Raw genomic sequence first — 20,382 nt, forward strand, 5'->3', positions numbered from 1 at the left:
CTCCCTGGTCAGCGCGCGTGGTGGATGACCGCGCCGAGGTACTCGGGGCGGCTGGTGGAGCCGAGGTAGTGGCCGTCGGTGGCGAAGACGTGCCACCACTCGACGGAGCCGGACTCGTTGGTGGTGTGGGCGCAGGTGAAGCCGTGGAACGGGAAGACGTCCAGGACGCGGGTCTGCTCGAACTCCGGCTCCACGGCCGGGAAGGACTTGATGCTCATGGCGGGGCCTCCTCGGCCTCAGGCGGCGGCAGGTACGGGCTGGTCGTGCTGGGAGTCGAGGCGCTTGTAGACCTTGGCGACGAACGACGGGGAGCGGGTCGCCCGGCGGGCGGCCTCACGCTGGCCCACCTGGTGCCGCCAGCACTTCTCGATCACCGCCGCGGCGTCCGCCTCCGACAGCCGGACCGCGCCGGCGTCCGGCTCGTCGTCCTCGGAGTCGTCCGCGCCGGCGGCCTGCTCGGTGTCGCCCTCGGTGAGTAGAGGGGTGTTCACCGCGTCCGCGTCGGTGTTCACCGAGTCGGTCGGTGCGGTCCCGACGGGCTCAGCGGGCGCTTCCGGCGCCGGCTCGGCCGGGGCTGCGGGTGCGGGAGTGTGCAGGGAGGTGGCCGGGGTGAGCACGGGGTGAACGGTCGCGCTGTTCACCGTGCCGCCCGAGACCGCCGGCACGATGGCCGGGGCGGCCGATCCCGGCGTCACCGGGGCCACCGCGGGCATGGTCGGCGCAGGGGTGGGCACCGGAGTAAGCACCGGCTCCGGGACGGTGTACAGCGGGCCGAAGCCGTCGTCGAACGGGGGTGGGGTGGCCTCTTCAGCCGCGCGGCGGGCGAGATGGGCGAGCGAGCGGCGGTAGGCCGGTCCGGCCTCCGCGACCAGCAGCAGAAGTAGCGGCGGAATCAGGTGGACTACCACGCCGACCACGTCTTTCGTCAGCGCGGCGGCCCCGATGTTCAGCCACACCGTTGCCAGGCCGGTCACCCAGCGGAACACCCGCGGCCAGGCGCCTCCGGCCACCCCGTAGCGGGACAGGGTGCTGTCGGACTGGAGGGAGAGGACGAAGCAGCCGTCAGTGGCGACCGCCATCACCGGGCCGGTGCCCCAGCCCGGCGAGTGGGCGTCGATGAACGGTGCGGCGGTGGACATGCTCACCGCGGTCACCGCCCCGGTCAGCACCCACGTGAACCCGGTGATCACCCGGCTCGTCCGGCGGATCTCGGCCGGGGTGGGCACCTCGGTGAACACCCGGTGAGCACCCTCACCGGGACGGTGGGCGCTCACCCCGCACCCCCGGCGCTCACCCCGGCCACCACGCCGTGGTGCGGAGCCTGCTTCGCGTCGGACAGCGACTTCTTCAGCGCTCGGCGCTCACCGGCGGTCAGGCTGCCGAAGACGCCGTGCGGCTCGACGCGGACCATCGCCAGCGTCAGGCACAGGTCCTTGACCGGGCAGCCGGCGCACACCGCCTTTGCGCGGCGGGTCGCGAAGTCGACCGCGTCCGGGTCGGCCTCGGTGTCGTCGGGGTCGACCTCGGCGAAGAACAGGTCCGGGTCGACGCCCTTGCACGCCGCGCCGGGCAGGTTGCCGGCCGAGGACGGGATAACCTCCACGGCCACCGAGCCGGTCGGACGGGCGGTCAGGTGCGGTCGGGCGGTGCCGCGCAGTCCGCGGCGCACGATCCTGGCCATTACGCCGCCGCCTTCCAGGCCAGAGCCCGGCGCCGCTCGGCGGTGCGCAGCAGCGCCTTGGCGTAGCGGGCAGGCTCGGGAGCGAGTTCACGCAGAACCTCCCGGGCCACCGCGAGCCGCACCACCGTGTCGGCGGGCGACTCGTCCGTCGTGCCGGCGAACAGCTCCACGTCGATACCGAGGGCCAACTCGGCGAATTCGGAGGCCGTAGCGGCCTCCTGGCCTGCGACAATCAGTTTCATGGGTCGTGTTCCTTCACTCGGGACGGCCCTGAGCGGTCCCGGTGTTCCCGCACCGGGACCGCAGCCGTGATGGGGCCGGACGATCGACGAGCGTCCGCGCGGACCCGACGTACCGCCGCTGAAGCGGTGCACGCCGGGAACCGTGAGCGCTGGTCGATGCCTCACTGGCCAACGGCACAGCGAGGCGACATATGTGACTCGCGGATGATCAGGTCCATCGGGACCACCTCCTTCTGTTCGAGTGACAAGGGATTCGCACTGCAAGGGGGGCCACGCCCCCACTCTCCGGCCGTTGCTCGCGGTCACCGGGCCACCTCGCCAGTCAGGGCCGAAGCCCCTGTCCTCTGGCCTTTGCGGAGATTGCAGCGTCCTCCGCCTCAGCTCATAGCCGCCGCCCCGAGGGGCGGTGCCATCGCCCTGAACTGCGCGTTTGCGCCGTTCAGGGCAGCCCAAAGAAGGGCCGTCAGTTCATCCGCCTCGGCATGCGAGACATGTTGAACATGTCTCTTACGATGCCCAGAAGGAGACGCTCCGTCAAGTCCTTCGTTTCGGTCCGGCCGGAGGAGTTCCGGCCGCATCAGTAGATTCGACCTTCCGGCCCTGTCGAGATACGGCGCACCTGGACGGCTGCGGCTCGACTTCGCTACGGTCAAGTCGTCCCGGATCGTCCAAGCGCCGCAACTTCGTCCATGGGAGGGCGAGATGGCCAACGAGAGGCTGCGAGGGGCGATCCTCGCGAGCAAGTTGACGGTTGATGAGATCGCGACCCGGCTAGGCGTCAGCTCGCGGACTGTTGAGCGATGGGTCGAGGCCAAGGACGAGCGTCGGCCGTATCGGCGCTTTCAGTACGCGTTGGCGAATCTCCTGCAGCGCGACCTGTCGGACCTCTGGCCGGACGAGCAGACCAGCAACGCGACTGCCGAGGCAGGTCGGGCGGAGCTAGTGAAGCTGTACCCGCACCGCGCAGTCGTGCCAAAGGAGGTCTGGACTTCCCTCTATGCCAAGGCCACGCGGAACTTCGACCTGGTGGCCTACGCAGGCTTCTGGCTCTCGGAAGATCCGCTGTTCTTCAGACTCGTCCGCGAGAAGGCGCATGCGGGCGTGCCTGTGCGACTCATGCTGGGCGATCCCGACTGCGCCGGCGTGGCCCAGCGAGGCGAGGACGAGGGGATTGGGCCTGCGATGGCGGGCAAGATTCGCAACGCGTTGTCCAACTACGCGCCGCTGTTCGGGGTCCCGGGGGTGGAGTTCCGGCTCCACTCGACCACGCTCTACAACTCGCTTTACCGTTCCGACGACGATCTGCTCGTGAACGGGCATGTCTACGGCGTCGGCGCCTACCTGGCCCCGGTGCTGCACTTCTCCCAGGTGCCCGGTGGTGAGCTGTTCAGCACGTACGCGGCGAGTATCGAGCGGATCTGGGATTCTTCTCGGACCATCACCTCGCACCAACTCGAAAGTGAGGCTGCCGCGTGAGCCGCGTCGACTACTTCCATGATCCGGATGCCCCGCCGGCGAACTCCGTCGTGCCCTCGGTCACCGCAGTGGTCACGGACGCTGAGGGGCGGCTGTTGCTGATCCACAAGACGGACAACGACCTGTGGGCACTCCCGGGCGGCGGGCATGACATCGGCGAATCCGTGGCCGACACGGTGGTGCGAGAGGTGCGGGAAGAGACCGGGATTGACGTTGAGGTCGCTGCGGTCGTCGGCCTGTATACCGACCCTAGACACGTGATGGCCTACGACGACGGGGAGGTGCGGCAGCAGTTCTCCATCTGCTTCAAGGCTCGGCCAGTCGGCGGAGCCCTGCGGACGAGTTCCGAGTCGAAGGAGGTCCGCTGGGTGGATCCAGCGGACCTCGACAGCCTGGACATTCACCCATCCATGCGACTGCGGATCAAGCACGGCTTGGAGCCGGCGAGGACTCAGCCGTACATCGGCTAAGGCGTGTCCGTAAGGTCTGGGAGCCATAGTTTGAGGCAGGCGATGGTGACCATGGCTTGGTAGTGGCGGACTCGTTTGTCGTAGCGGGTGGCGAGGGCCTTGCGAGCCCGCTCGAAGGCCCCACGGCAGCACCGAAAGTCGATGGACACCCCCGCTACCGTGGAGCGCATGGGTTGGTCGCTGGGATACCTGAAACCGCGTGAACCGGAGCTTCTGGGAGGGCTGTTCATGTCAGCCGGCCGGGCGCTGCACCTGGCCAACTCGTTCGAATCGAAGTGCAAGTATCTTCTGCGAATCGGCAACCTGGTGGAGGCGTTCGAGGCCGATCCGGTGCTCGCCCTCCAGGACGCGATCACGACGCTCCCGGCAGACAAGATGCTCGGTCCGACACTTCGCGATCTGGGTAACCGCCTGTCGCACGCGAGGTCGTGGGACATCGACGTCCTCGACAAAGCCCGCGAAGCCCGGAACTTCATCGCCCACGAAGGCGCCAATGTGGGCGACATCTGCTACGCGGACGCACGTCGCATCCTGGCTCAGGTGTCCCGCCTGCGGGACGCTGTAACCGACCTAGCCCAAGGAGACAACATCGTCTCGCTATGGGTCTTCGGGACCGACGAGCCCCGCGAGCCGGCGCCCACGCACCTGATCGACGCTTACCCGGAGATGGTCGACAAGTGGGTGTTCGGGCATTTTGGCGAGTTGCTGGACGCGGGTGAACTGCCTGAGCAGGGAGCAACTTCGTGGGCGGAGCAGGGGAGTGCCGCCCCCGACGGTCAAGCGTGACCGCCCGCCAGGGCGCCGGCATCACAGGGCGCACGCGGGCCGGGTGACTTCCGCACGTCCGGGTGAGCCCGCCGGACGGCGCCGCGGCAAGTCGCCGCTGAACACCGACGCGGTGATGTCGGGCCCGCTCTCGGCATCGTCGCGCCGCATCGGGTCGCCCCCAGGGGGCCCGCATCCTGAGCAGCAGCGCAGCGCCCGCACCGCTACTGATAATCGTTTGCATCACCAGGTGTGGCCCGGAAGGCTGTCGTGCGACGAATCCCCGCGCTGAGAGGTGCTCCGTGACTATCCCCGTCAACCAGATAGACCCCGAGCTGGTCTCCGTCGCCCTCACCGGCTTCCACAGGGCGCTGATCCGGCTCCGCGCTGACGTAGCCGCAGCACCCGAGGGCGACGACGGGCTGACCGCCCTCACCTCCGCGACCGAGTGCCTGTACTGGGCGTGCGCAATCGAGGAGACGGCACGCAAGTCCGACCCGACGTTCACGGTGCACGCCGACTCGTACGGCCAGGCGCTCGTACACGGTGCCCGCTGGGCCCGCAACCAGAGCACACATCAGCTCGCCTTCGTGGTGGCGAAGCCGTCCGGCGCCGTCACCTGGCGCCCCGCCGCAGACCTCCCCGCGCCCGAGCGCGAGAGCGGGCGGCAACGGACGAGCTACGACGCCCACCTGGCCGGCACGGCGGTGCTCCAGACGTTCGAGCGCATCGCCGGATTCTTCGCCAGCGAGCAGAACCGCACGGGCTCGCTGCTCAACTCCGCGATCACGGAGCTCACCGACCTCCGAGCCCTTGGCGGCAGCGAGTAGCGCAACGGCCGGCCTCCCTCGTGCGGCGCTCTTCACGAGTCGCTCATACTCTCGGGAAGAGCGCACGCGGAGGAGGAGATCGTGGCCGATGCGTCGGATACTGCCGAGCCCCGGTGGCCGGTGAAGTGCAGCAACTGCGGCCGTGCGCTGGACGACGTGCCGCGCGGCACCGCGTGCCCAGACTGCGGCGAAACCGCCCGCCTCTACGCGATGGCCGGGACAGCCGTCGCGACCGCTACGGCCTCTACACCCGGCATGGCGCTCGGGTACACACCCGAGCGTCCGTGGCGCGAGCAGTGGGGAAGAGCGCGCAGCGGCCTGGACCTGATCCGGCAGGCATACGCCGGACAGGTGGACCGGCCACCCGATCCGCGGGAGATCCCGGTCCGGTTCTGCGAGGACTGCCTGAATCTCGTGGACTGGCTTTCCCATGACCCAGCAGTGCCGCAGTCGGCCCGCGACAGCGTGCGGTCCATGGCCAGCTCCAGCACCGCGATCAAGCTCGCCTGCGACGTCGCCAACACCCACAAGCACCGCAACCGGTTCTCGAAGCAGACCATCGCCAGGATCTCCAAGGTGGACATCTCGGACGAGGGGCACATGTCCTTCACGGTGACCTGGCACAGGCCGGACGGCACGTCGGGCACCAGCGACGCACTGGAGATGGCGACGAAGGCGGTCGCGGACTGGCGCTCGTTCTTCGCTCACCACAGCTTCTCCGAGACCGAGTAGGCGGCGAACTGGAGCTCCCTCTGTACCGCCAGATCCGGCTTCGGCACTAGCTATGGGGAGCCGCAGGGTCAAGATGGCGGCATCCGCCTTGACCCTGGGCCACTCCCGAAGGATCTCGCCCTTGTGGACCATGTAGCCGGCTACGGCGGGGTTGCGGAGGAGCTTGTCGACGGCCTTGTCCGTTCAGACCACGCCTCGGGCTCCGGCCTGGTGATCTCCTGGCCTTCTGCCCTCTGCCGTTCGATCTTTCGCATGCACTGGTAGTCCATCCAGGACATGATCTTCCGCTTGTTGAAGTCGAGTGCGGTCCAGCGCCGGGACTTGCCCTCGCGGATGCTCGCCGCCCTCCACCGAACGTGCCCGTTGTAGACGGTCTCCGGCACTAGGCCGTCGTGTCGACCTGAAGCAGCCGACCTTCGACTCGACGCGCGGCCGCGTCGATCTGCGGCTCAGCGCGGCGGATGAACCGGCCGACGATACTGGCGGGCCCATACCGGCCCACGATCTCCGCGACCCGGTCCGGCGTGGTTGTTGGCGTGCCGTCTGGGGTGGTGGTCATGTCGCAGTAGATCAAGGCGTCCACCAGGTGGGGCTCCTCCAGCGGAAACTCCACCTCCAGCTCTTGCCGCAGCCCTCGCTCTTCGGCTTCGAGCAGCGCACATGAGTGGTGGGCGACCAGTCGCACGACACGCTCGTCCACGTTCTCCGCGCGGAGGAACCGAGCACCGTCGAGCGGGTGGAACCCGGTGTCGACGATCCGCGGCGAGTAGCCGACGTCGTGCAGAACGGCTGCCGACTCCAACAGCTCGGCGTCCGGGCCGAGGATCCCGGCCAGAGTTCGCGCCTTGCTGGCCACCCCCTTGGAGTGGGCCCAGCGGCGAGGTAGGTCGTCGGACAACAGGGACTCGGCAAGGTCGTAAGCCCACACGGGTATCTGCTCCTAGATGTGATTGGCCGGCAGAGCACGGACGGTGCGGCCCTTCCCATGGCGCACTTCGAGGACCCCGGCGCCCTCCAACTGTGCGAGGGCGCGTCGGACGGTACCTCTTGCTGCACCGGTGGTCTCGGCGAGTTCCTTCTCCGACGGGAAGTCGGCCCCAACGTCGAGCTTTCGGGCAAGAGCGGTGAGCTGCTCGAGCACGGGGACCTTGGGCTCGGCGCGTCCGACAACCCATCCGACCCCAGGCCGTGACCGAACCAGGCCCTCTGTGGCGAGGAGGTCGAGAGCGCGCTTCACCGTGGTGCGGGCGACGCCGTGTTCCTCCATCAGCTCCGCTTCGGAGGGAAGCGACGTCATCGTGGCGTCTCCACTGATCTTGGTCCGCAGCACATCGGCGATCCGCAGGTAGGTGCCGCGCGGGCTCCGCTCGGGCACTTGCCGCTCCCTTCTCTAGGTCGATACCTAGACAGGATGAACGATTCCGGGGGAAGGCTGCCAGCATCCGGGTTGGCCGCCCGCCGCAGGGGCACCGCGGGTGGCTTGGCTGCTCAGGCGCCCGACCTCGTTCGTCCCGGATACGAGACTACCGAAACGACACCGGAGAGCGTCCCCTCCTGCTCGTCGCCGGAATGAGCGAGTACACGGAAAGCGGCGTGATCGACTTCCCGTCGCAGGGGACCGCCCGCAAGGGCAAGGCCGTCCTCGCCAGCCTCACTGCCGACTTCGCTCACCACCATGTCACATGAGCTAAGCAGATCGCCTGAGAGAATTAACGAATTCGCCGCAGCTCACGATTGAATTCTTTCACCGCTGCACTATCGACAGTCAGCTCAAGATCGAGGCTGAGCTCAACCTTTGGATTCGGCTGCGCGAGAATCTCTGGAAGCCTGTCGATCTCCTCAACGACCCTGTCAATGAAATCGCGAATATCGCGCGCCGGCCGGTCGGCCGCCAAGGCTGCAGCCCCTGCAGCTCGTCTCATCTTCTCGGGGTAGATGGTGGAGCGAATTTCGGCTGCCCAGTCCAAAAGGTCCTCATAGCCCGCAACAATTCTCTCGGCAACATGCACGATCGCATCCGGATTTCCTGGAGCCCCGGGCTCGCCGAATGCCTCAACATGGACGTTGCGATCAAAGTAGAGCATGAGTCGATCCGCGATACCGATGCTGTCGTCCCAGATGCTATTAAGCTTGGCAATTGCCGCCGCCTCATCTAGTGCAACCCCGCTACGCCGAGCATATCCAGCTCGAAAGTCACGCCACTTCGACTCAAGGCGCGCTTTTCCCTGGTATAGGGCGCCCGCAAAGAGCAGGTATTCCCATCCCGGCGGCGCCTGGGCGATTAGCGCCTCCTGCTCTTCGGGCGTGCGAGGCGAGCGACTAACAATAGGGGCCTCGACCTCTGGCGGGCGCATCGCAGAAACCATTGAATAAATTTCATCCAAGCGGGAGAGGATGTCATTCCCCAGGAGGTTCGGGAACATCTCCCTGACACTCCTAACGCGTTGTAGCACTTCGGCAAAGTATGCCGGTCCGCGCCAGCCAACTTCAATTCCGGCAGCCGCCCCACGGGCGACCACCTTCACGGCAATCGACTCGGGAATTGGATAGTTACAGAGAAATGTCCAGCTCTCGACCTTCCAGTCCCCGATCCCGTTGAGGCGAATCGCCTTATCCAGATCCCCGATCATCTTTTCAAGGATTTCGCCGTCAAGACTTTTGTTTTGCACCCGCTTAAAGCAATGAGCCGCAAACATTCTCTTCTCAGACTTCAGATAGCCGTCGTTCCCCCGATCCGCCCGGTCGTCATCGATTGGGAGAAAATCATCCCCATGCTCGGCCAGGAGCACGGAATTGCACAGGCGAGTGAAGTCTTGCGGCACTGTGATGAGCTCGATCTGCGCCTGGAGATTCATTCTGACATCATACTCGGCCGCCACTTCCAAAAGGTAGCGATCAGACAGCACTCGCGAACGCGACCGCGAGTGGCGTTGCGCTGCGACCGAGGCACTAGAACGCATTTGGCCGGTAGTCCACCTTCGAACGCGGCACGCCCCGGGAAGTGAGTCCGTCTGTCAGCCCGCCAGGCACCTGCCCCTCCGAGGCACAGCGCCGCTCGTAGGTGGTGACTGCGTGCGGTGACTGCATGCCTGGAGAAAGCTTGGAGAGGATCGGGCGTTGATGCACCGTCGCAGCCCGACCGGAATTAACGCTCTGATCTGCGACTTTGCCGCGGCGGGCAGGTCGGGCATCTTCCAGGGCCTAATTCGAGACGAAGGAGGTGTGAGTTCATAGTGCAGAGCCCCTGTACCGCGAGGTGGCCTGGTTGTGTCAGCGCTGTCGGGGGACTGGCAGCGGTTCGTGGTGGTGCCAGATCAGTGACCGGTCCTGGCTGTGGAGCTCGGCGGATCCCCACTCGAGGCGGACGATGCCCTCTGCCAACGAGCATGCGTAGGCGACGAGTACGACCTTCGTGTCTGGGGCGAGGCGTGCGAGATCCGCGTGGGGCTCGGCCTCGACCGGGAGCTCGAGGCCGAGGTCGAGTTCCGGCTGACGCGGGTCGGGGCCGTGCCGGCGGATGAGGTCGGCCCGCAGCCCCGACCTGCTACGGAGCCTGGCCGTGCTGACCGGCACGTCCTTCTTCGCGTAGCGGTAGGGGTAGATGACGTGGCCGGCGATCACAGCGACAGTTCTCGCCTGGAGGCGGACCAGTTCCGTGTCGGGCAGTTGCGACAGGCCGGCCGACAGCTCCTCGTACTGTGCGGCATAGAGCCCGTGTCCGTACGCCTCGAGCGTCTGGGTGTGAACACCTTCATGCCCACCCTGGGCACGCTCGTGTGCTCGGACGATGCAAGCGGGCACGATCGCTGAGACCTCTGCCGCGACGGGGCCGAAGACGGTGTGTGCCCAAGGACTGGTGGAGCCTGCGCCGGACATGCGAATCCCCCGATCGGTAGTCCTGTGAACGACCACAGGATCCGACGGTCCGCTGACAGGCGCGGCGGATCAAGGGCGCATCAGGGGATCACCGGGTGCATAGGCAAAGGGGAGCTTGGCACCGAGGCGGGGACCGCCCGAGGATCTGCGGGACCCGTGCGGGACAACATGCTCCGCACGGGACCGGCCAACGTGGGCGCGAGCGGACGTGGTTCTGTGTGCCCAAAGGCTTCTGACCCGGGTAAATACCTTGACTCGCGATCTCGGGTCAAGAGGCTCGCAAGTGATGTGGCTACCGCCTGGATGACGGGAGCAGGCCACGCAGGTAGGCCTGCGTGGCTGGGTCGGTGGAGTAGAAGCGGGTGCCTTTGGTACCGCGGGTGGCCAGAACACGATAGGTGTTGAGGGCGTAGCGGAGGTATTGGTTGGCGGGCAGTTTGTTGAGTTTGCCGTCGTGGCTTTCTGTTGGTTGGGCGATCCAGCGGTTGTTTCGGCGGATGAGGTCGTTGCCGATGATGACGGTGTTGTGGCTGTATTCCATGCCCTGAGCTGTGTAGACGCAACCGACCTGTTGGTGTCCGCCGGTGTCGGTGGCCCAGAAGGGGCGGCCTGGGAGGTTGGGGGTGTCGAAGGGTGTGTCGTCTTCGCGGTAGTTCCAGGGGCGCTGCCAGGTCTGTTGTCCGGAGGGGCTGTCCCAGTGGATTGCGACTTCGGGGAGGAGCGGTGGTGTGGAGGGGGTGTCCCAGGGCCAGCAGAAGCCGGCGGTGATTCGGGCGGTGAGGCCGTCGCTGACCTGTGTCTCGACCCAGTGGGTGAACTCGTCAGGGTCTGCGGCGAGTGCGAGGTCGTAGTCGGTGCCGTTCCAGACGGGGGCGGTGCCAGCTGGTTCGAGGAGCTGGTTGATCCACTGGTGGTAGGCCTGGGAGCCGTTGCAGCGGAATTGGGCGGTCAGATCGATGTGCTCAAAGGCGTACCCGTTCATGGCGGCGTGTGCTTTGAGTTCGTTGAGGCTGATGCCCTCGTCGGGTCGGATGATCTGGTGCTCGTCGAGGAACAGGACGGTGACGGAGGCTCGGTCGATCAGGTTGCCCAGAATGATGGGGAAGCGGTCTCGTTGTTCGGCGAATCCAGTCCGGGCCCGGTGGGCCTCGTCGATCACGACCACGCTGTTGCTGCTTATGCTCGATGGGACGCGGCCGGCGAATGTGGCGATGAGTCCGCGGGAGTCTTCGCCGACGGTGCGCTTGAGTTGGCGGGTCAGGGTGCCGGAGGGGGAGAGGAGTCGGGGGTTGGCGTCGGGGAGCTTGCACAGGTCGCCGAGGAGCCGGCAGGCGATCACGCTCTTGCCGGTGCCGGGGCCTCCCGTCACGACGACGATGCCTTTCGTGCGCTGTTGGCGTGCTGAGGTGACAGTGTGCAAGGCGGCCTGTCGGGCTACGTCCTGATCTCCGATCAGACGGAATGCGTCGTGGCCCTCGATTACGCGCCCTGCCCGCGCCAGCAGGCCAGATGAGGGACGGTGTCGGGCGGCCAGCAGTGCGGCAATCGCCTCTTCGGACGCGGGCTTCAGGTCGGCGCAGGCCAGTTGCTGAGCCAGAGCGTGGGGCGGCTGGGCCGCGTCGAGGTCATCGCGTCCCAGGATGGCGAAGGCGCCCGAGGGGCCGTTGGCTGCAAGCGCCCGCAGCTCGTTGACGAGTTCGGGGCCGGCGTCATGCAGGACGACGACACCGCGGGCCAGCAGCGGAAACTGGTCCTGGTCAATCCAGTCTTCCAGGTAGCGGACGTAGCCGCCGACCTGCCGGGCGGGGTGCTGAACAACCCGCTGGCCAGCAAGCACCAGGCCCGGACGGCGCGGATCGGTCCGTACGCTCGTCCACTGCTTCAACTCGATCGCTACGGCCGTCAGGTGGCCACCGCTGTCCTCACCGAGAAGCAGTGCGTCCACCCGCTCGCCGGTTGCGGGCAGGCAGTACTCCAGCACGACATGCAAGTCGTCCAGGCCGGCGGCGGTGAGGGCGGATAGCAGCGCCGGCCAGCTGCGGCTCCAACTGCGGACCTCCTCTGGGCTTGGAGCGGTACCGAACAGCTCTGCGGATCGCTTCTCGCAGGCCGCGATGAACTGCGGCTGCACCACCTTCTGCGCCGCTTCGGCGACGCTGCCCCCGTACAGATGCATGGCAGACATCTGTACCACCCGGAGCGGACAACCCGCAGGGCTAATGCCTGGGCCGCGGTTGGCAGGGCATGGCCACCCGCTGGTATCCCTGGCGCTATGACGATCAAAGACCTCCAGCAGGCGCTGGCCGAGTTCGCCGCGGAACGCGACTGGCAGCAGTTCCACACCCCGAAGAATCTCGCTATGGCGCTGGCTGGTGAAGGTGGGGAGTTGCTGGAGATCTTTCAGTGGCTGACCCCCGAGCAGTCGGCGACCGTGATGGACGATCCCGATCGGGCGGTGCAGGTCCGTGAGGAGATGGCTGACGTCTTCGCCTACCTCCTCAGGATGGCTGATGTGCTGAATCTCGACCTGGAACAGGCGTTGCTTGAGAAGATCGAGACCAACCGGCGCCGCTACCCGGCCCACCTGGCTCGGGGTCGCGCCGACAAGTACACGCACCTGGGGGGACAAGCAAGTTGATGCGGATCGTCATGCAACCGGCACGCCGGTCGGAGAAGGACGTCGCCCAGCACTACCAGGACACCATCGTGAACCCGGTCGTCTTCGACGACCACGCCGACCTCCTGCAGCCTGGCGTTCTGGACCAGCTCAAGCAGCTGTTTCCCGATGGCGCAGCCGAGATGTGGGGCGTCGTCCCGGGCAAGAAGGAGGTCAATCTCTCTAAGATCAAGAAGATGCGCCCCGGGGACTGGGTGTTCTTCAGCGGGGACAAGCGTCTCTACTACGGCGGAACGATCGCACTGATGTGGCGAAACCGGGACCTCGCCACTCGCCTCTGGGGGACCGACCACGCCGGAAGCACATGGGAGTACATGTACGCCCTCTCCGGCACGCGGGGCTTCGACATCCCCATCGAGGAGGTTCGCCAGCTCCTCAACTGGAACCCCAACCGCAACATCATGGGCATCTCCATCCTGGACGAGGACGAGAGCGACACCCTCCAGACCCTGCTGACCCTCGAACCTTCCACCGCACTCACCACCCCCATCGACCCCCAGGCCGAGGAAGCAGCCGTCGCCGCCTTCGACGGCGAGCTCGAGCGCAAAGCCCAGCGTGCCTACCGCGGGGAGCAGGCTGCCCTCAAGCGCCGCCTGCTCCCCGGCGCGACCGGCGAGTGCGCGCTGTGCGGCCGGGAGCTTCCTGCAGCCTTCCTCATCGGAGCGCACATCAAGAAGAGGGCGATGTGCAGCGACGAGGAGAAGCGAGACCTGGCCAACATCGCGATGCTTGCCTGCACCTTCGGTTGCGACGCCCTCTTTGAGCACGGCTACGTCGCAGTTGGCCCCGGGGGCGTCCTCCAGGTGAGCCCACTGGCCATGGGAGTTCCAGGCGTCGCTCAGCACATCCAGCAGCACTTGGCCGGCCGAACCGTGAGCTGGTGGAACGTGGAACGGCAGCCGTACTACGAGTGGCACCGCACCCACACCTTCAAGGAGACCCCGCCCATCTGATCGGCGGGGCCGGCCTGGCCCTGAGTAGATGCCGATCAGACGGCATATTCCGATCTCGCCGAGCGACAGGGGATGGCGTTGGAAGCGGAAAGCATGGATGACCTGCTGGCGATGGTTGATGGCCTCCGGGTGGACCAGTCCTCGGGACTACCCGCCCGGCATCAGCCAATCGTGCTGCTCTGGGCCATTGGCCGCGCAGCGGTAGGGCGACCGCGGTTGGTGCCGTGGTCAGACTGTCGAACGGAGCTGCGGCGTCATCTGCGCACGTATGGGCGGCCTGGGTCGGATCCCGCCCCGGAGTACCCCTTCGTGGCGCTGAGCCGGTCCGGTCTTTGGGAACTACACGATGTCGAGGGAGAGGTACCCCAGGCCCGCGGATCCGGACTGCGGTCATGGCTCAACAGGCAAAATCCGCGGGGCGGCCTCAGCGAGCGGGCATTTGACGTCATGGCGACGGACGAGCAGGCGCGGGCGAAGGTAGTCGAGTCGCTCCTGGGCCGCTTCTTCGACGGGGAGATGAGGCCTGAGCTCGTCCGCGACCTGCAGCTTGCCGGCCCCGTATTCGACGGATTCGGCGCGGTCCCTGGAATAACTGTGGGCCAGGAGTTCGACAGTCGCGAGGCCGCGGCTGAGGCCGGCGTGCACCGGCCCCTCCAAGCTGGCATCTGCGGAACAGCAGCACACGGTGCCGAGTCGATCGTCGTCTCTGGTGGCTACGAGGACGACGAAGACCACGGGGATTTGATCATCTACACCGGCCAGGGCGGACGGGATGAGCGGACCGGTCAGCAGGTGCGAGACCAAGAGCTGACACGGGGCAATGCGGCCCTCGTGACCAGCATGACCACGGGCACTCCGGTCCGGGTCATCCGTGGTTGGGAAGGAGACGCGGCGCACTCGCCCACCAGGGGCTACCGCTACGACGGGCTCTTCCGCGTCGAGGACCATTGGTCCGAGATCGGGCGCTCGGGCTACCTCGTGTGGCGCTACCGACTCACTCAACTCGTCGAAACGAGCCAGGGCCAGCCGCAACACCCCCAGCTGCCCACGACCCCGAAACATCCCCAAGGCCGTGAAACGCCCGTCCGAGCCACGACAACCACCCAGCGCATCGTCCGCAGCACAGCAGTAGCGGAGTACGTAAAGCGCATCCACGACTACACCTGCCAGGTGTGCGGCATCCGCCTCACCACGTCCATCGGCGCATACGCGGAGGCCGCACACATCCGCGGCCTCGGGCGGCCGCATGCAGGCCCCGACGTTGCGGCCAACGTCCTGTGCCTGTGCCCCAACCACCACACGCTCTTCGACTTCGGAATGCTGATCATCAATGATGACCTGACGGTCGTGGACTGTGCAGATCGCTCCGTGATCGGGCGCCTCCGCGTGCGCGGAGCACACGAGGTCGGCCGGCAGTATCTCGCGTACCACCGCGCTCATCACGATCAGCGAGGGGCGGTCCTCGACAACAGTCAGTAGCTACTCGGCCGGTCGAGCACGCGGGCGCAGGTCGGCCAGAGCCGTAGTCCACCGTGGTCGACTGGCTCACGCTGGTTGAGGTACATGACCCGTGTAGCCGACCCCCACGGCAGGCGACTGTGGAGCGTTACTCATACGGCGCCCGACTCTGGCTGGATGAAGCGACGATCAGCCGCCGTGAAGTCGACCTCCTAGCGAGGGCTACTAACCCACTTACCGACGTTGGGCACTGAAGCATCGCCAGGGATGTCTGCCTTCGGCGGATGGGATGCGCGCTGTTACGAGTTTTTCGCTACGTCATCAAGGCGCCTCGCTCCGCTCGGCGGGCAGCGGTCAGGGCCGAAGAGAGGAAGGCACACCAACGGCGGAGCAGAGACACCGGCGAAGGTTCCCGGCCCGGCCTTCTGAATTACAAGGAAGCAGCCTCACACGAGGTTCGGGGGCCGCGCCTGCGGCGCGGCGCCGCCGCCCTTTCCTCCGGCGCGCCCCGCCTGCTGTCTTCGCCCCGGCTGCGGCTTCGCCGTCATCGGCCGCGCCCACAAGGGGACGGAAGCTAAGGCCGGGGCAGAGACGGACAGGTCCAGGCTTCACACCCGCGCAGCGGAGGAAGGCGCGGAAATCAGACCTCAGGACCAACCCCGCTGTGGCTGGGGCGGGCGGCTCCGCGGTTCTACCCACCTGCCAGGCCCGGGATCCGCGTCGAGCAAGAACGGGGGGCCACTCGGCGACATTGCGGCCAGGTCCAAGACCCGCCCGAGATCGCGGGCAAGCTTACGGCCCCCGATCATGCTCGACCCCAGACCAGACAGGCACCGGCCAAAATCGTTCCACCACCCTTAGCGCGGAACTTTCGGCAAGGTTCGCACCTACTCGGTTCGAGAATCCAATGCCTCGATTGTGTACTACGAGACTTTTCGGGCCGCAATGAAGCGCTCTATTGTCTCGATGTGAGGGCTAGCATCGATTAGTTCAAGGAGAAGCTCTCCATCCTTACGGAGAAGCTTCCTCGCAGAGTTGCGAAGTTCCTCATCATCTCGCCAGGGGCTAGCGATTGGCGCGATCGACTCCAAGAGGTGTGCAACGTGTCGGGGGCGGGCACCAGCGCGCATCCAAGCAATTACCTCGGGCGTGCCGGCGCCGAGCCGAATCGCGAGAGGAAGAAGGTTAAGGCTCCGCATTGTGCTGTGTTGCTGAAGATTCCATAGGTCCGATTCTTCTACCTCGCGCCCTGCCGCGACCACAGCACCAAGGGCTCCAGCAATCGTCGCTAGATCAAAGGCGAAGCTCGTATTTGTGATTTTGAGAATTTTAGGCAGAGGGTCGCTTTGTCCGCGCCCTGACCGACCGGACACGGGAGTTCCAAGCGCAACTTCGGCAACCGCGATCAGACTGCTTCCACGCAGCCATGCTGAGAGTGTCTCGGCGAATGCTTCCCAGGCCGACCCGCGGATCGATTCATCCGGCGATGAGATGCCCTTCATGAGGGTAGATGAATAGGAATCAATGTCGATCAATCGCGCAACTTGGGCGGGGTCCAAGCGTGAAAGAATTGAGAGCATGCAATTCGCCCAGTCTTCGACGGTTACTGGATGATTTTCGGTCTCCAGTACCGTCCGCAGCTCGCCAGCAAGCGCAGTGACTTCCGGAAGCGGCAGCCCAGCCTTATGGGCTGCGAGGGCGATCCAGCTCGGCGTTGATGAGTCAGCCAGGAATCTTGTCCCAACAAATTCGAGCGCCTGAGCGACCTCTGCCGCACGGGCTGCAGCGTGGGCCCGATGCGCAGCCCAGCTACTGCTAATAACACCGGTCGCATGGCTTTGGTCGCCCGAGAATGACAAGAAAGCAAAGGCGGTTTGTTCCGCTCGGCTCATCGTGCCCAGTTCGAGGCTTTCATTTAGCGCACCTGAAATCAAACCATCAAGCTGGCTTGAGACCTCGGTGGATGCGTCCTCCTGGGCAAGAAATCTTGCCCTACTTAGAGCGTGGTTGACGTCCTGCTGGCGAAAGTTGATTGCTCGATTCGGCACAATGATTGCGAGCGATCTGCAGGCCACATTGGCCCTTCCAGCCCGCCCGATAGCGTTGAGCAGCTGAGCCTGTGCACGCTGCTCGTTCTCTTGGGTACTTGCGTTTGCGTCCCAGCCGATCTGCGTCCCACCGATAATTACAGCTGTTGCCGGCAGGTTTAGCCCTTGGGCTAGAGTTCCTGTCGCGAAGAGGACGCGGGCTCGATCAGTTTCGAATGAAATCTCACTGGCGCGCTGTTCTTCTCGGAGCATGGCTCCGGTATGCACGCCAATTCCTTTGTACAGTGCGGTGCGGACAGCGGAGCTTGTGCCAAGCTCCAATTCAGAAAGATGTAGTAGCGCCTCTACGTCGGTATCTGGTTCCTCTGGCGCTGCGAATCCTGGCATTTCGAGCGCGACCTTAAAGCTGTCATGTCGGCTACGGGAAAGGAATACCAGGACTCGTTGCCTATCTTTGTTACCCAATGCTTGTGCTATGCGCGCGACGGTGCGATTGCAATACGCGTCGTCGATGGTCCGTTGTTTGGTCCGATCAAACGTTAGCGGCCCAGTAATGGAAGTACCAACCAGCCGGTAGTCTCTGAAGTCCTTAGAACTCCACGAGCCCTGAAGCCCGGCAAGTAGGGAGAGGGGCGCGTCGTACTGTAGCTTCTTTCTACGAGCAGGGAGAGAATTCAGATTGCTCCGCGCCTCGTTCTCATATGGAATAGCTCTGCTTTGGTCAAAGCCTGCTACCGCTCGGAGCGTACGGGTTGGGCGCCATGGATGGTTGACGACAATGGAGGGGTGTCCAGTGGCATCAGAAAGCCATGACGCCAGCTCCTCAGGATTCGCCAAGAGGGCCGATAGCATCAGGACTCGAGTTTGCGGTGCACGATGTAGGATTTCTGAAATTACTAGTTCAGCGACGACTGCTCGCGCGTCAGAGGCGCCGATCATATGTGCCTCATCGAAGACGCATAGGGCCAGGCTGGAAAAGATTTCCGGATCTTGCCGAAGAGCGAGTGAGCATTTCTCTGGCGTCATCACAAGAATCTGCCGGCCCTCAACAAAGGTCAGTTCTTCCCCCGCGAGCTCGGTGTACTCGGCACCGCCGATGAACTCCTTTACTGCCACGCCATCAACGGCCGAGAAGGATTTTGATAGCTCGCGCCTGATCTGAGCTACCAGCGCATTGGTCGGAGCCAGATAGAGAACCCATCCGGACCTAACAGCATGAGAGATGGCGAGGTCGGCGACCGATGACTTTCCAGCACCAGTGGGTACTGTGACAACAGCGTGCGAATGGGGCCCAGGAAGGGCCTGTTCTGAATACGCGTGTGCCGCAGGCCATAGCAGAGGCCTTCTTCGCGCCCTGGAGCGTTGGAACATCTCAAATCGTCCGCCGTCGCCGTCCGGGGGCTGGACTGATCGAAGTGCTCGGAGTGTGGTCTCGCCGATTGCAGCCAAGATAAGCAAGGCCAGGTGATGAATATCGGCGTGGCGTGCGACACCTGATAGCCCAGTCGAGGATTCCTCAAGGTCCGCAATCAGAGACTGAAGATCTCCATAAGCAGTGGAAGGGGAGTCGTCTACGAAGTTCAGCCACTGGACGTGGCGTTCTACCGCGGCGCCAATACGGTGAAATAGTTTATAGCGAACTAGTGAGGTCAGTCCGCCCGTACGTGGTGCAGTAGGTGCCGGCCTGTTGTTATCTAGGGCATATAGCCTCAGTAGCGCCACGACCTTTTCGAGGCACCATTGTTCGATGTTGTCTGATTCCGAGGCTCTTACCGACTGTGCAGCCAAAGCCGCGTTAGAGTCGTATCCGGCGATGAGATAGAGAAGTCCGGTTTCAATCGTGGAGTAGTTTGCCTGATCTCCAAAAATCCATGGCAGGTCGCTATCTTCGCTTAGTGAAAACTCCGCTATGACACTTAGGGATTCTGCTGCGACGAAGGCGCAAGCCTGAACCGTCTCGCGGGTTGCGCTGGGAGCGAGAATTGCGTGCATTTCGAGGGCCGTCGCCAGCCGTCGAACTCCCTGCACGTTAGAATTTATCTGACCGCTGTCGTTGAGGTCGAAATCGCTTAGGTCGCGGAGATTAACACAGTCAATCCACGCTCCGGTCAGCATCCGTCGAACGTCGTCTGGCCCTTGATCTCCGAGCTGCGGAAGAGCCTGAAGGAGTTGATTTACTCCGGAATTGAACACTTACACCACTACCTTCAGAACAGAGCTTCTCATGGAGTCGGCCACGGAATTGAAGAAGTCGTGGAACTCCTTCAGTCTCAGTGCTATTACTCGCCTTCGCTCGATCGAGGGGAGGAGGCGACCGAGTGCATCTCTTTTTGCGAGAAGGTCAAATTCCAATTCATGGACAATCATTGGAAAATAGCAGCGGTGCTGCAACCATAGGGAGTTTGAGACCAATTCTGCAATTTCTGACGGTAGTGCCATCTTTAGCGTTGCCAGCTTTGATCTGAGCTCGGGGCCGTATTTCAGCTCGTCGACATCCCTGAAGATTTGGGATGCTTCAGTAAGTTGCGCACTTCCGCCAAGCCGTGAGGCCTTGCTCTCTCCGATTGCTACGACCGGGCCGGAGGGTTCTGAGTAAATGGCTACAGCATCGAGCCCCTGTTGGGTAGGGATTGTGTGTAGCTCTGCTAGGGCGTTTACCGGACCAGAAAGTAGGGAGTTCTCGACCCTCGCCCGCACTACTAGGAGCGCATGCATGACGCCTTCGGCGATCCATGCGTTTCGCTTCGTGTCCCGAAATGAAATTTCCGGCTTACTCGTGAAAGTGTTGTTTTCTCCGATGAGTCGAGTGACAGCCCAAGTTAGCTCTTGCTGTCCGTCGATTCCAGAAGGCAGCATGTCGGCGCAGAGCTGCGCGTCATGACGGACGGCTCCAGCCAGCGCCCCGACAAGGTACATGCCAAAGGCTGCAGTGGAGGACGGCGACTCTAGACCCGAGGCGCTAATCACCGTATGTGTGGGAGCGCCCTCAATTTCCTCGAAGGAGAGCTCTTCCTGTAGGTCCTGCAGAGCTCGCTCGACTAGGTCCAGGGGCTCCAGCGCGGTGAAATTTGGAAGTCCGTCCACGGGGCGAGGGTATCGACGTTCGTTCGTGGTCGCTAGCAGTACGGGGAAGTCTGTAGGCGGCGTTCTCCGGTGGCAGGACGGAGCTCGCAG

Annotated in this window: 19 protein-coding genes and 1 pseudogene; 8 read left to right on the top strand and 12 right to left on the bottom strand. The window is 64.5% G+C overall.

Annotated features, from left to right (window positions below):
- Positions 1–8: 8 nt before the first annotated feature.
- The 4 genes from IE98_RS0127520 to IE98_RS0127535 all read right to left on the bottom strand — a co-directional run bounded on the left by IE98_RS0127520 (position 9) and on the right by IE98_RS0127535 (position 1,923).
- On the bottom strand, positions 9–218 hold the full coding sequence (locus IE98_RS0127520; protein WP_030273477.1) for a hypothetical protein: 210 nt from the start codon (positions 216–218) through the stop codon (positions 9–11).
- An 18-nt stretch (positions 219–236) separates the two neighbouring features.
- A complete protein-coding gene (locus IE98_RS51135; protein ID WP_234443693.1) occupies positions 237–1,139 on the bottom strand; it encodes a hypothetical protein in 903 nt (300 codons plus the stop codon).
- A gap of 131 nt (positions 1,140–1,270) precedes the next feature.
- Positions 1,271–1,681 carry a WhiB family transcriptional regulator gene (locus IE98_RS52035; protein ID WP_078661353.1) on the bottom strand — a complete coding sequence of 137 codons (411 nt, stop codon included), beginning with the start codon at positions 1,679–1,681 and terminating at the stop codon, positions 1,271–1,273.
- Positions 1,681–1,923 carry a hypothetical protein gene (locus IE98_RS0127535; protein WP_052391039.1) on the bottom strand — a complete coding sequence of 81 codons (243 nt, stop codon included), beginning with the start codon at positions 1,921–1,923 and terminating at the stop codon, positions 1,681–1,683. The genes IE98_RS52035 and IE98_RS0127535 overlap by 1 nt, the downstream gene beginning before the upstream one ends.
- A gap of 702 nt (positions 1,924–2,625) precedes the next feature.
- On the opposite strand from IE98_RS0127535, the gene IE98_RS0127540 reads away from it, so the two are divergent.
- A complete protein-coding gene (locus IE98_RS0127540; protein ID WP_030273484.1) occupies positions 2,626–3,399 on the top strand; it encodes a helix-turn-helix domain-containing protein in 774 nt (257 codons plus the stop codon).
- On the top strand, positions 3,396–3,869 hold the full coding sequence (locus IE98_RS0127545) for an NUDIX hydrolase (RefSeq protein WP_030273486.1): 474 nt from the start codon (positions 3,396–3,398) through the stop codon (positions 3,867–3,869). Before IE98_RS0127540 ends, IE98_RS0127545 begins: the two co-directional genes overlap by 4 nt.
- Here the strand turns inward: IE98_RS0127545 and IE98_RS48370 are convergent.
- Positions 3,866–3,970 (bottom strand): annotated as a pseudogene (locus IE98_RS48370) (IS5/IS1182 family transposase); the annotation flags it as partial. The gene IE98_RS0127545 and the pseudogene IE98_RS48370 sit on opposite strands and share 4 nt — an antisense overlap.
- Positions 3,971–4,037: 67 nt before the next feature.
- On the opposite strand from IE98_RS48370, the gene IE98_RS0127550 reads away from it, so the two are divergent.
- The 3 genes from IE98_RS0127550 to IE98_RS49430 all read left to right on the top strand — a co-directional run bounded on the left by IE98_RS0127550 (position 4,038) and on the right by IE98_RS49430 (position 6,196).
- Positions 4,038–4,655, top strand: a complete 618-nt coding sequence (locus IE98_RS0127550; RefSeq protein WP_106976724.1) for a hypothetical protein — start codon at positions 4,038–4,040, stop codon at positions 4,653–4,655.
- 281 nt (positions 4,656–4,936) lie between these two features.
- Positions 4,937–5,464 carry a hypothetical protein gene (locus IE98_RS0127555; protein WP_030273490.1) on the top strand — a complete coding sequence of 176 codons (528 nt, stop codon included), beginning with the start codon at positions 4,937–4,939 and terminating at the stop codon, positions 5,462–5,464.
- Positions 5,465–5,545: 81 nt separating this feature from the next.
- On the top strand, positions 5,546–6,196 hold the full coding sequence (locus tag IE98_RS49430; protein WP_159401083.1) for a hypothetical protein: 651 nt from the start codon (positions 5,546–5,548) through the stop codon (positions 6,194–6,196).
- 382 nt (positions 6,197–6,578) lie between these two features.
- On the opposite strand, the gene IE98_RS0127570 is transcribed toward IE98_RS49430, so the two are convergent.
- The 5 genes from IE98_RS0127570 to IE98_RS0127595 all read right to left on the bottom strand — a co-directional run bounded on the left by IE98_RS0127570 (position 6,579) and on the right by IE98_RS0127595 (position 12,248).
- The gene (locus tag IE98_RS0127570; RefSeq protein WP_030273495.1) at positions 6,579–7,130 is read right to left on the bottom strand and encodes an HD domain-containing protein; all 552 of its coding nucleotides are present in this window, start codon (positions 7,128–7,130) and stop codon (positions 6,579–6,581) included.
- 6 nt (positions 7,131–7,136) lie between these two features.
- Positions 7,137–7,571 carry a GntR family transcriptional regulator gene (locus IE98_RS0127575; protein ID WP_030273498.1) on the bottom strand — a complete coding sequence of 145 codons (435 nt, stop codon included), beginning with the start codon at positions 7,569–7,571 and terminating at the stop codon, positions 7,137–7,139.
- Positions 7,572–7,905: 334 nt separating this feature from the next.
- A complete protein-coding gene (locus tag IE98_RS0127585; RefSeq protein WP_159401084.1) occupies positions 7,906–9,051 on the bottom strand; it encodes a hypothetical protein in 1,146 nt (381 codons plus the stop codon).
- Between the two features lie 415 nt (positions 9,052–9,466).
- On the bottom strand, positions 9,467–10,072 hold the full coding sequence (locus IE98_RS0127590; RefSeq protein WP_030273501.1) for a hypothetical protein: 606 nt from the start codon (positions 10,070–10,072) through the stop codon (positions 9,467–9,469).
- Positions 10,073–10,364: 292 nt separating this feature from the next.
- The gene (locus IE98_RS0127595) at positions 10,365–12,248 is read right to left on the bottom strand and encodes a DNA/RNA helicase domain-containing protein (protein WP_030273503.1); all 1,884 of its coding nucleotides are present in this window, start codon (positions 12,246–12,248) and stop codon (positions 10,365–10,367) included.
- A 96-nt stretch (positions 12,249–12,344) separates the two neighbouring features.
- Between IE98_RS0127595 and IE98_RS0127600 the strand changes: the two genes are divergently transcribed.
- The 3 genes from IE98_RS0127600 (at position 12,345) to IE98_RS0127610 (ending at position 15,181) form a co-directional block, all read left to right on the top strand.
- Positions 12,345–12,710, top strand: coding sequence for a nucleotide pyrophosphohydrolase (locus IE98_RS0127600; protein WP_030273505.1), 366 nt, complete (start codon positions 12,345–12,347; stop codon positions 12,708–12,710).
- Positions 12,710–13,702, top strand: coding sequence for a hypothetical protein (locus IE98_RS0127605; RefSeq protein ID WP_030273507.1), 993 nt, complete (start codon positions 12,710–12,712; stop codon positions 13,700–13,702). Before IE98_RS0127600 ends, IE98_RS0127605 begins: the two co-directional genes overlap by 1 nt.
- Positions 13,703–14,149: 447 nt before the next feature.
- Positions 14,150–15,181: a YDG/SRA domain-containing protein gene (locus IE98_RS0127610; protein WP_199922976.1), complete on the top strand. Its 1,032-nt coding sequence runs from the start codon at positions 14,150–14,152 to the stop codon at positions 15,179–15,181.
- Between the two features lie 902 nt (positions 15,182–16,083).
- On the opposite strand, the gene IE98_RS49435 is transcribed toward IE98_RS0127610, so the two are convergent.
- Together IE98_RS49435 and IE98_RS49440 are read right to left on the bottom strand one after the other, a co-directional pair.
- Complete coding sequence (locus tag IE98_RS49435) at positions 16,084–19,323, bottom strand: DEAD/DEAH box helicase (protein WP_078661358.1); 3,240 nt, start codon at positions 19,321–19,323, stop codon at positions 16,084–16,086.
- 78 nt (positions 19,324–19,401) lie between these two features.
- On the bottom strand, positions 19,402–20,292 hold the full coding sequence (locus IE98_RS49440; protein ID WP_159401085.1) for a hypothetical protein: 891 nt from the start codon (positions 20,290–20,292) through the stop codon (positions 19,402–19,404).
- Positions 20,293–20,382: the final 90 nt, after the last annotated feature.

This window comes from Streptomyces sp. NRRL B-24484, assembly GCF_000717715.1.
Lineage (GTDB): Bacteria > Actinomycetota > Actinomycetes > Streptomycetales > Streptomycetaceae > Kitasatospora.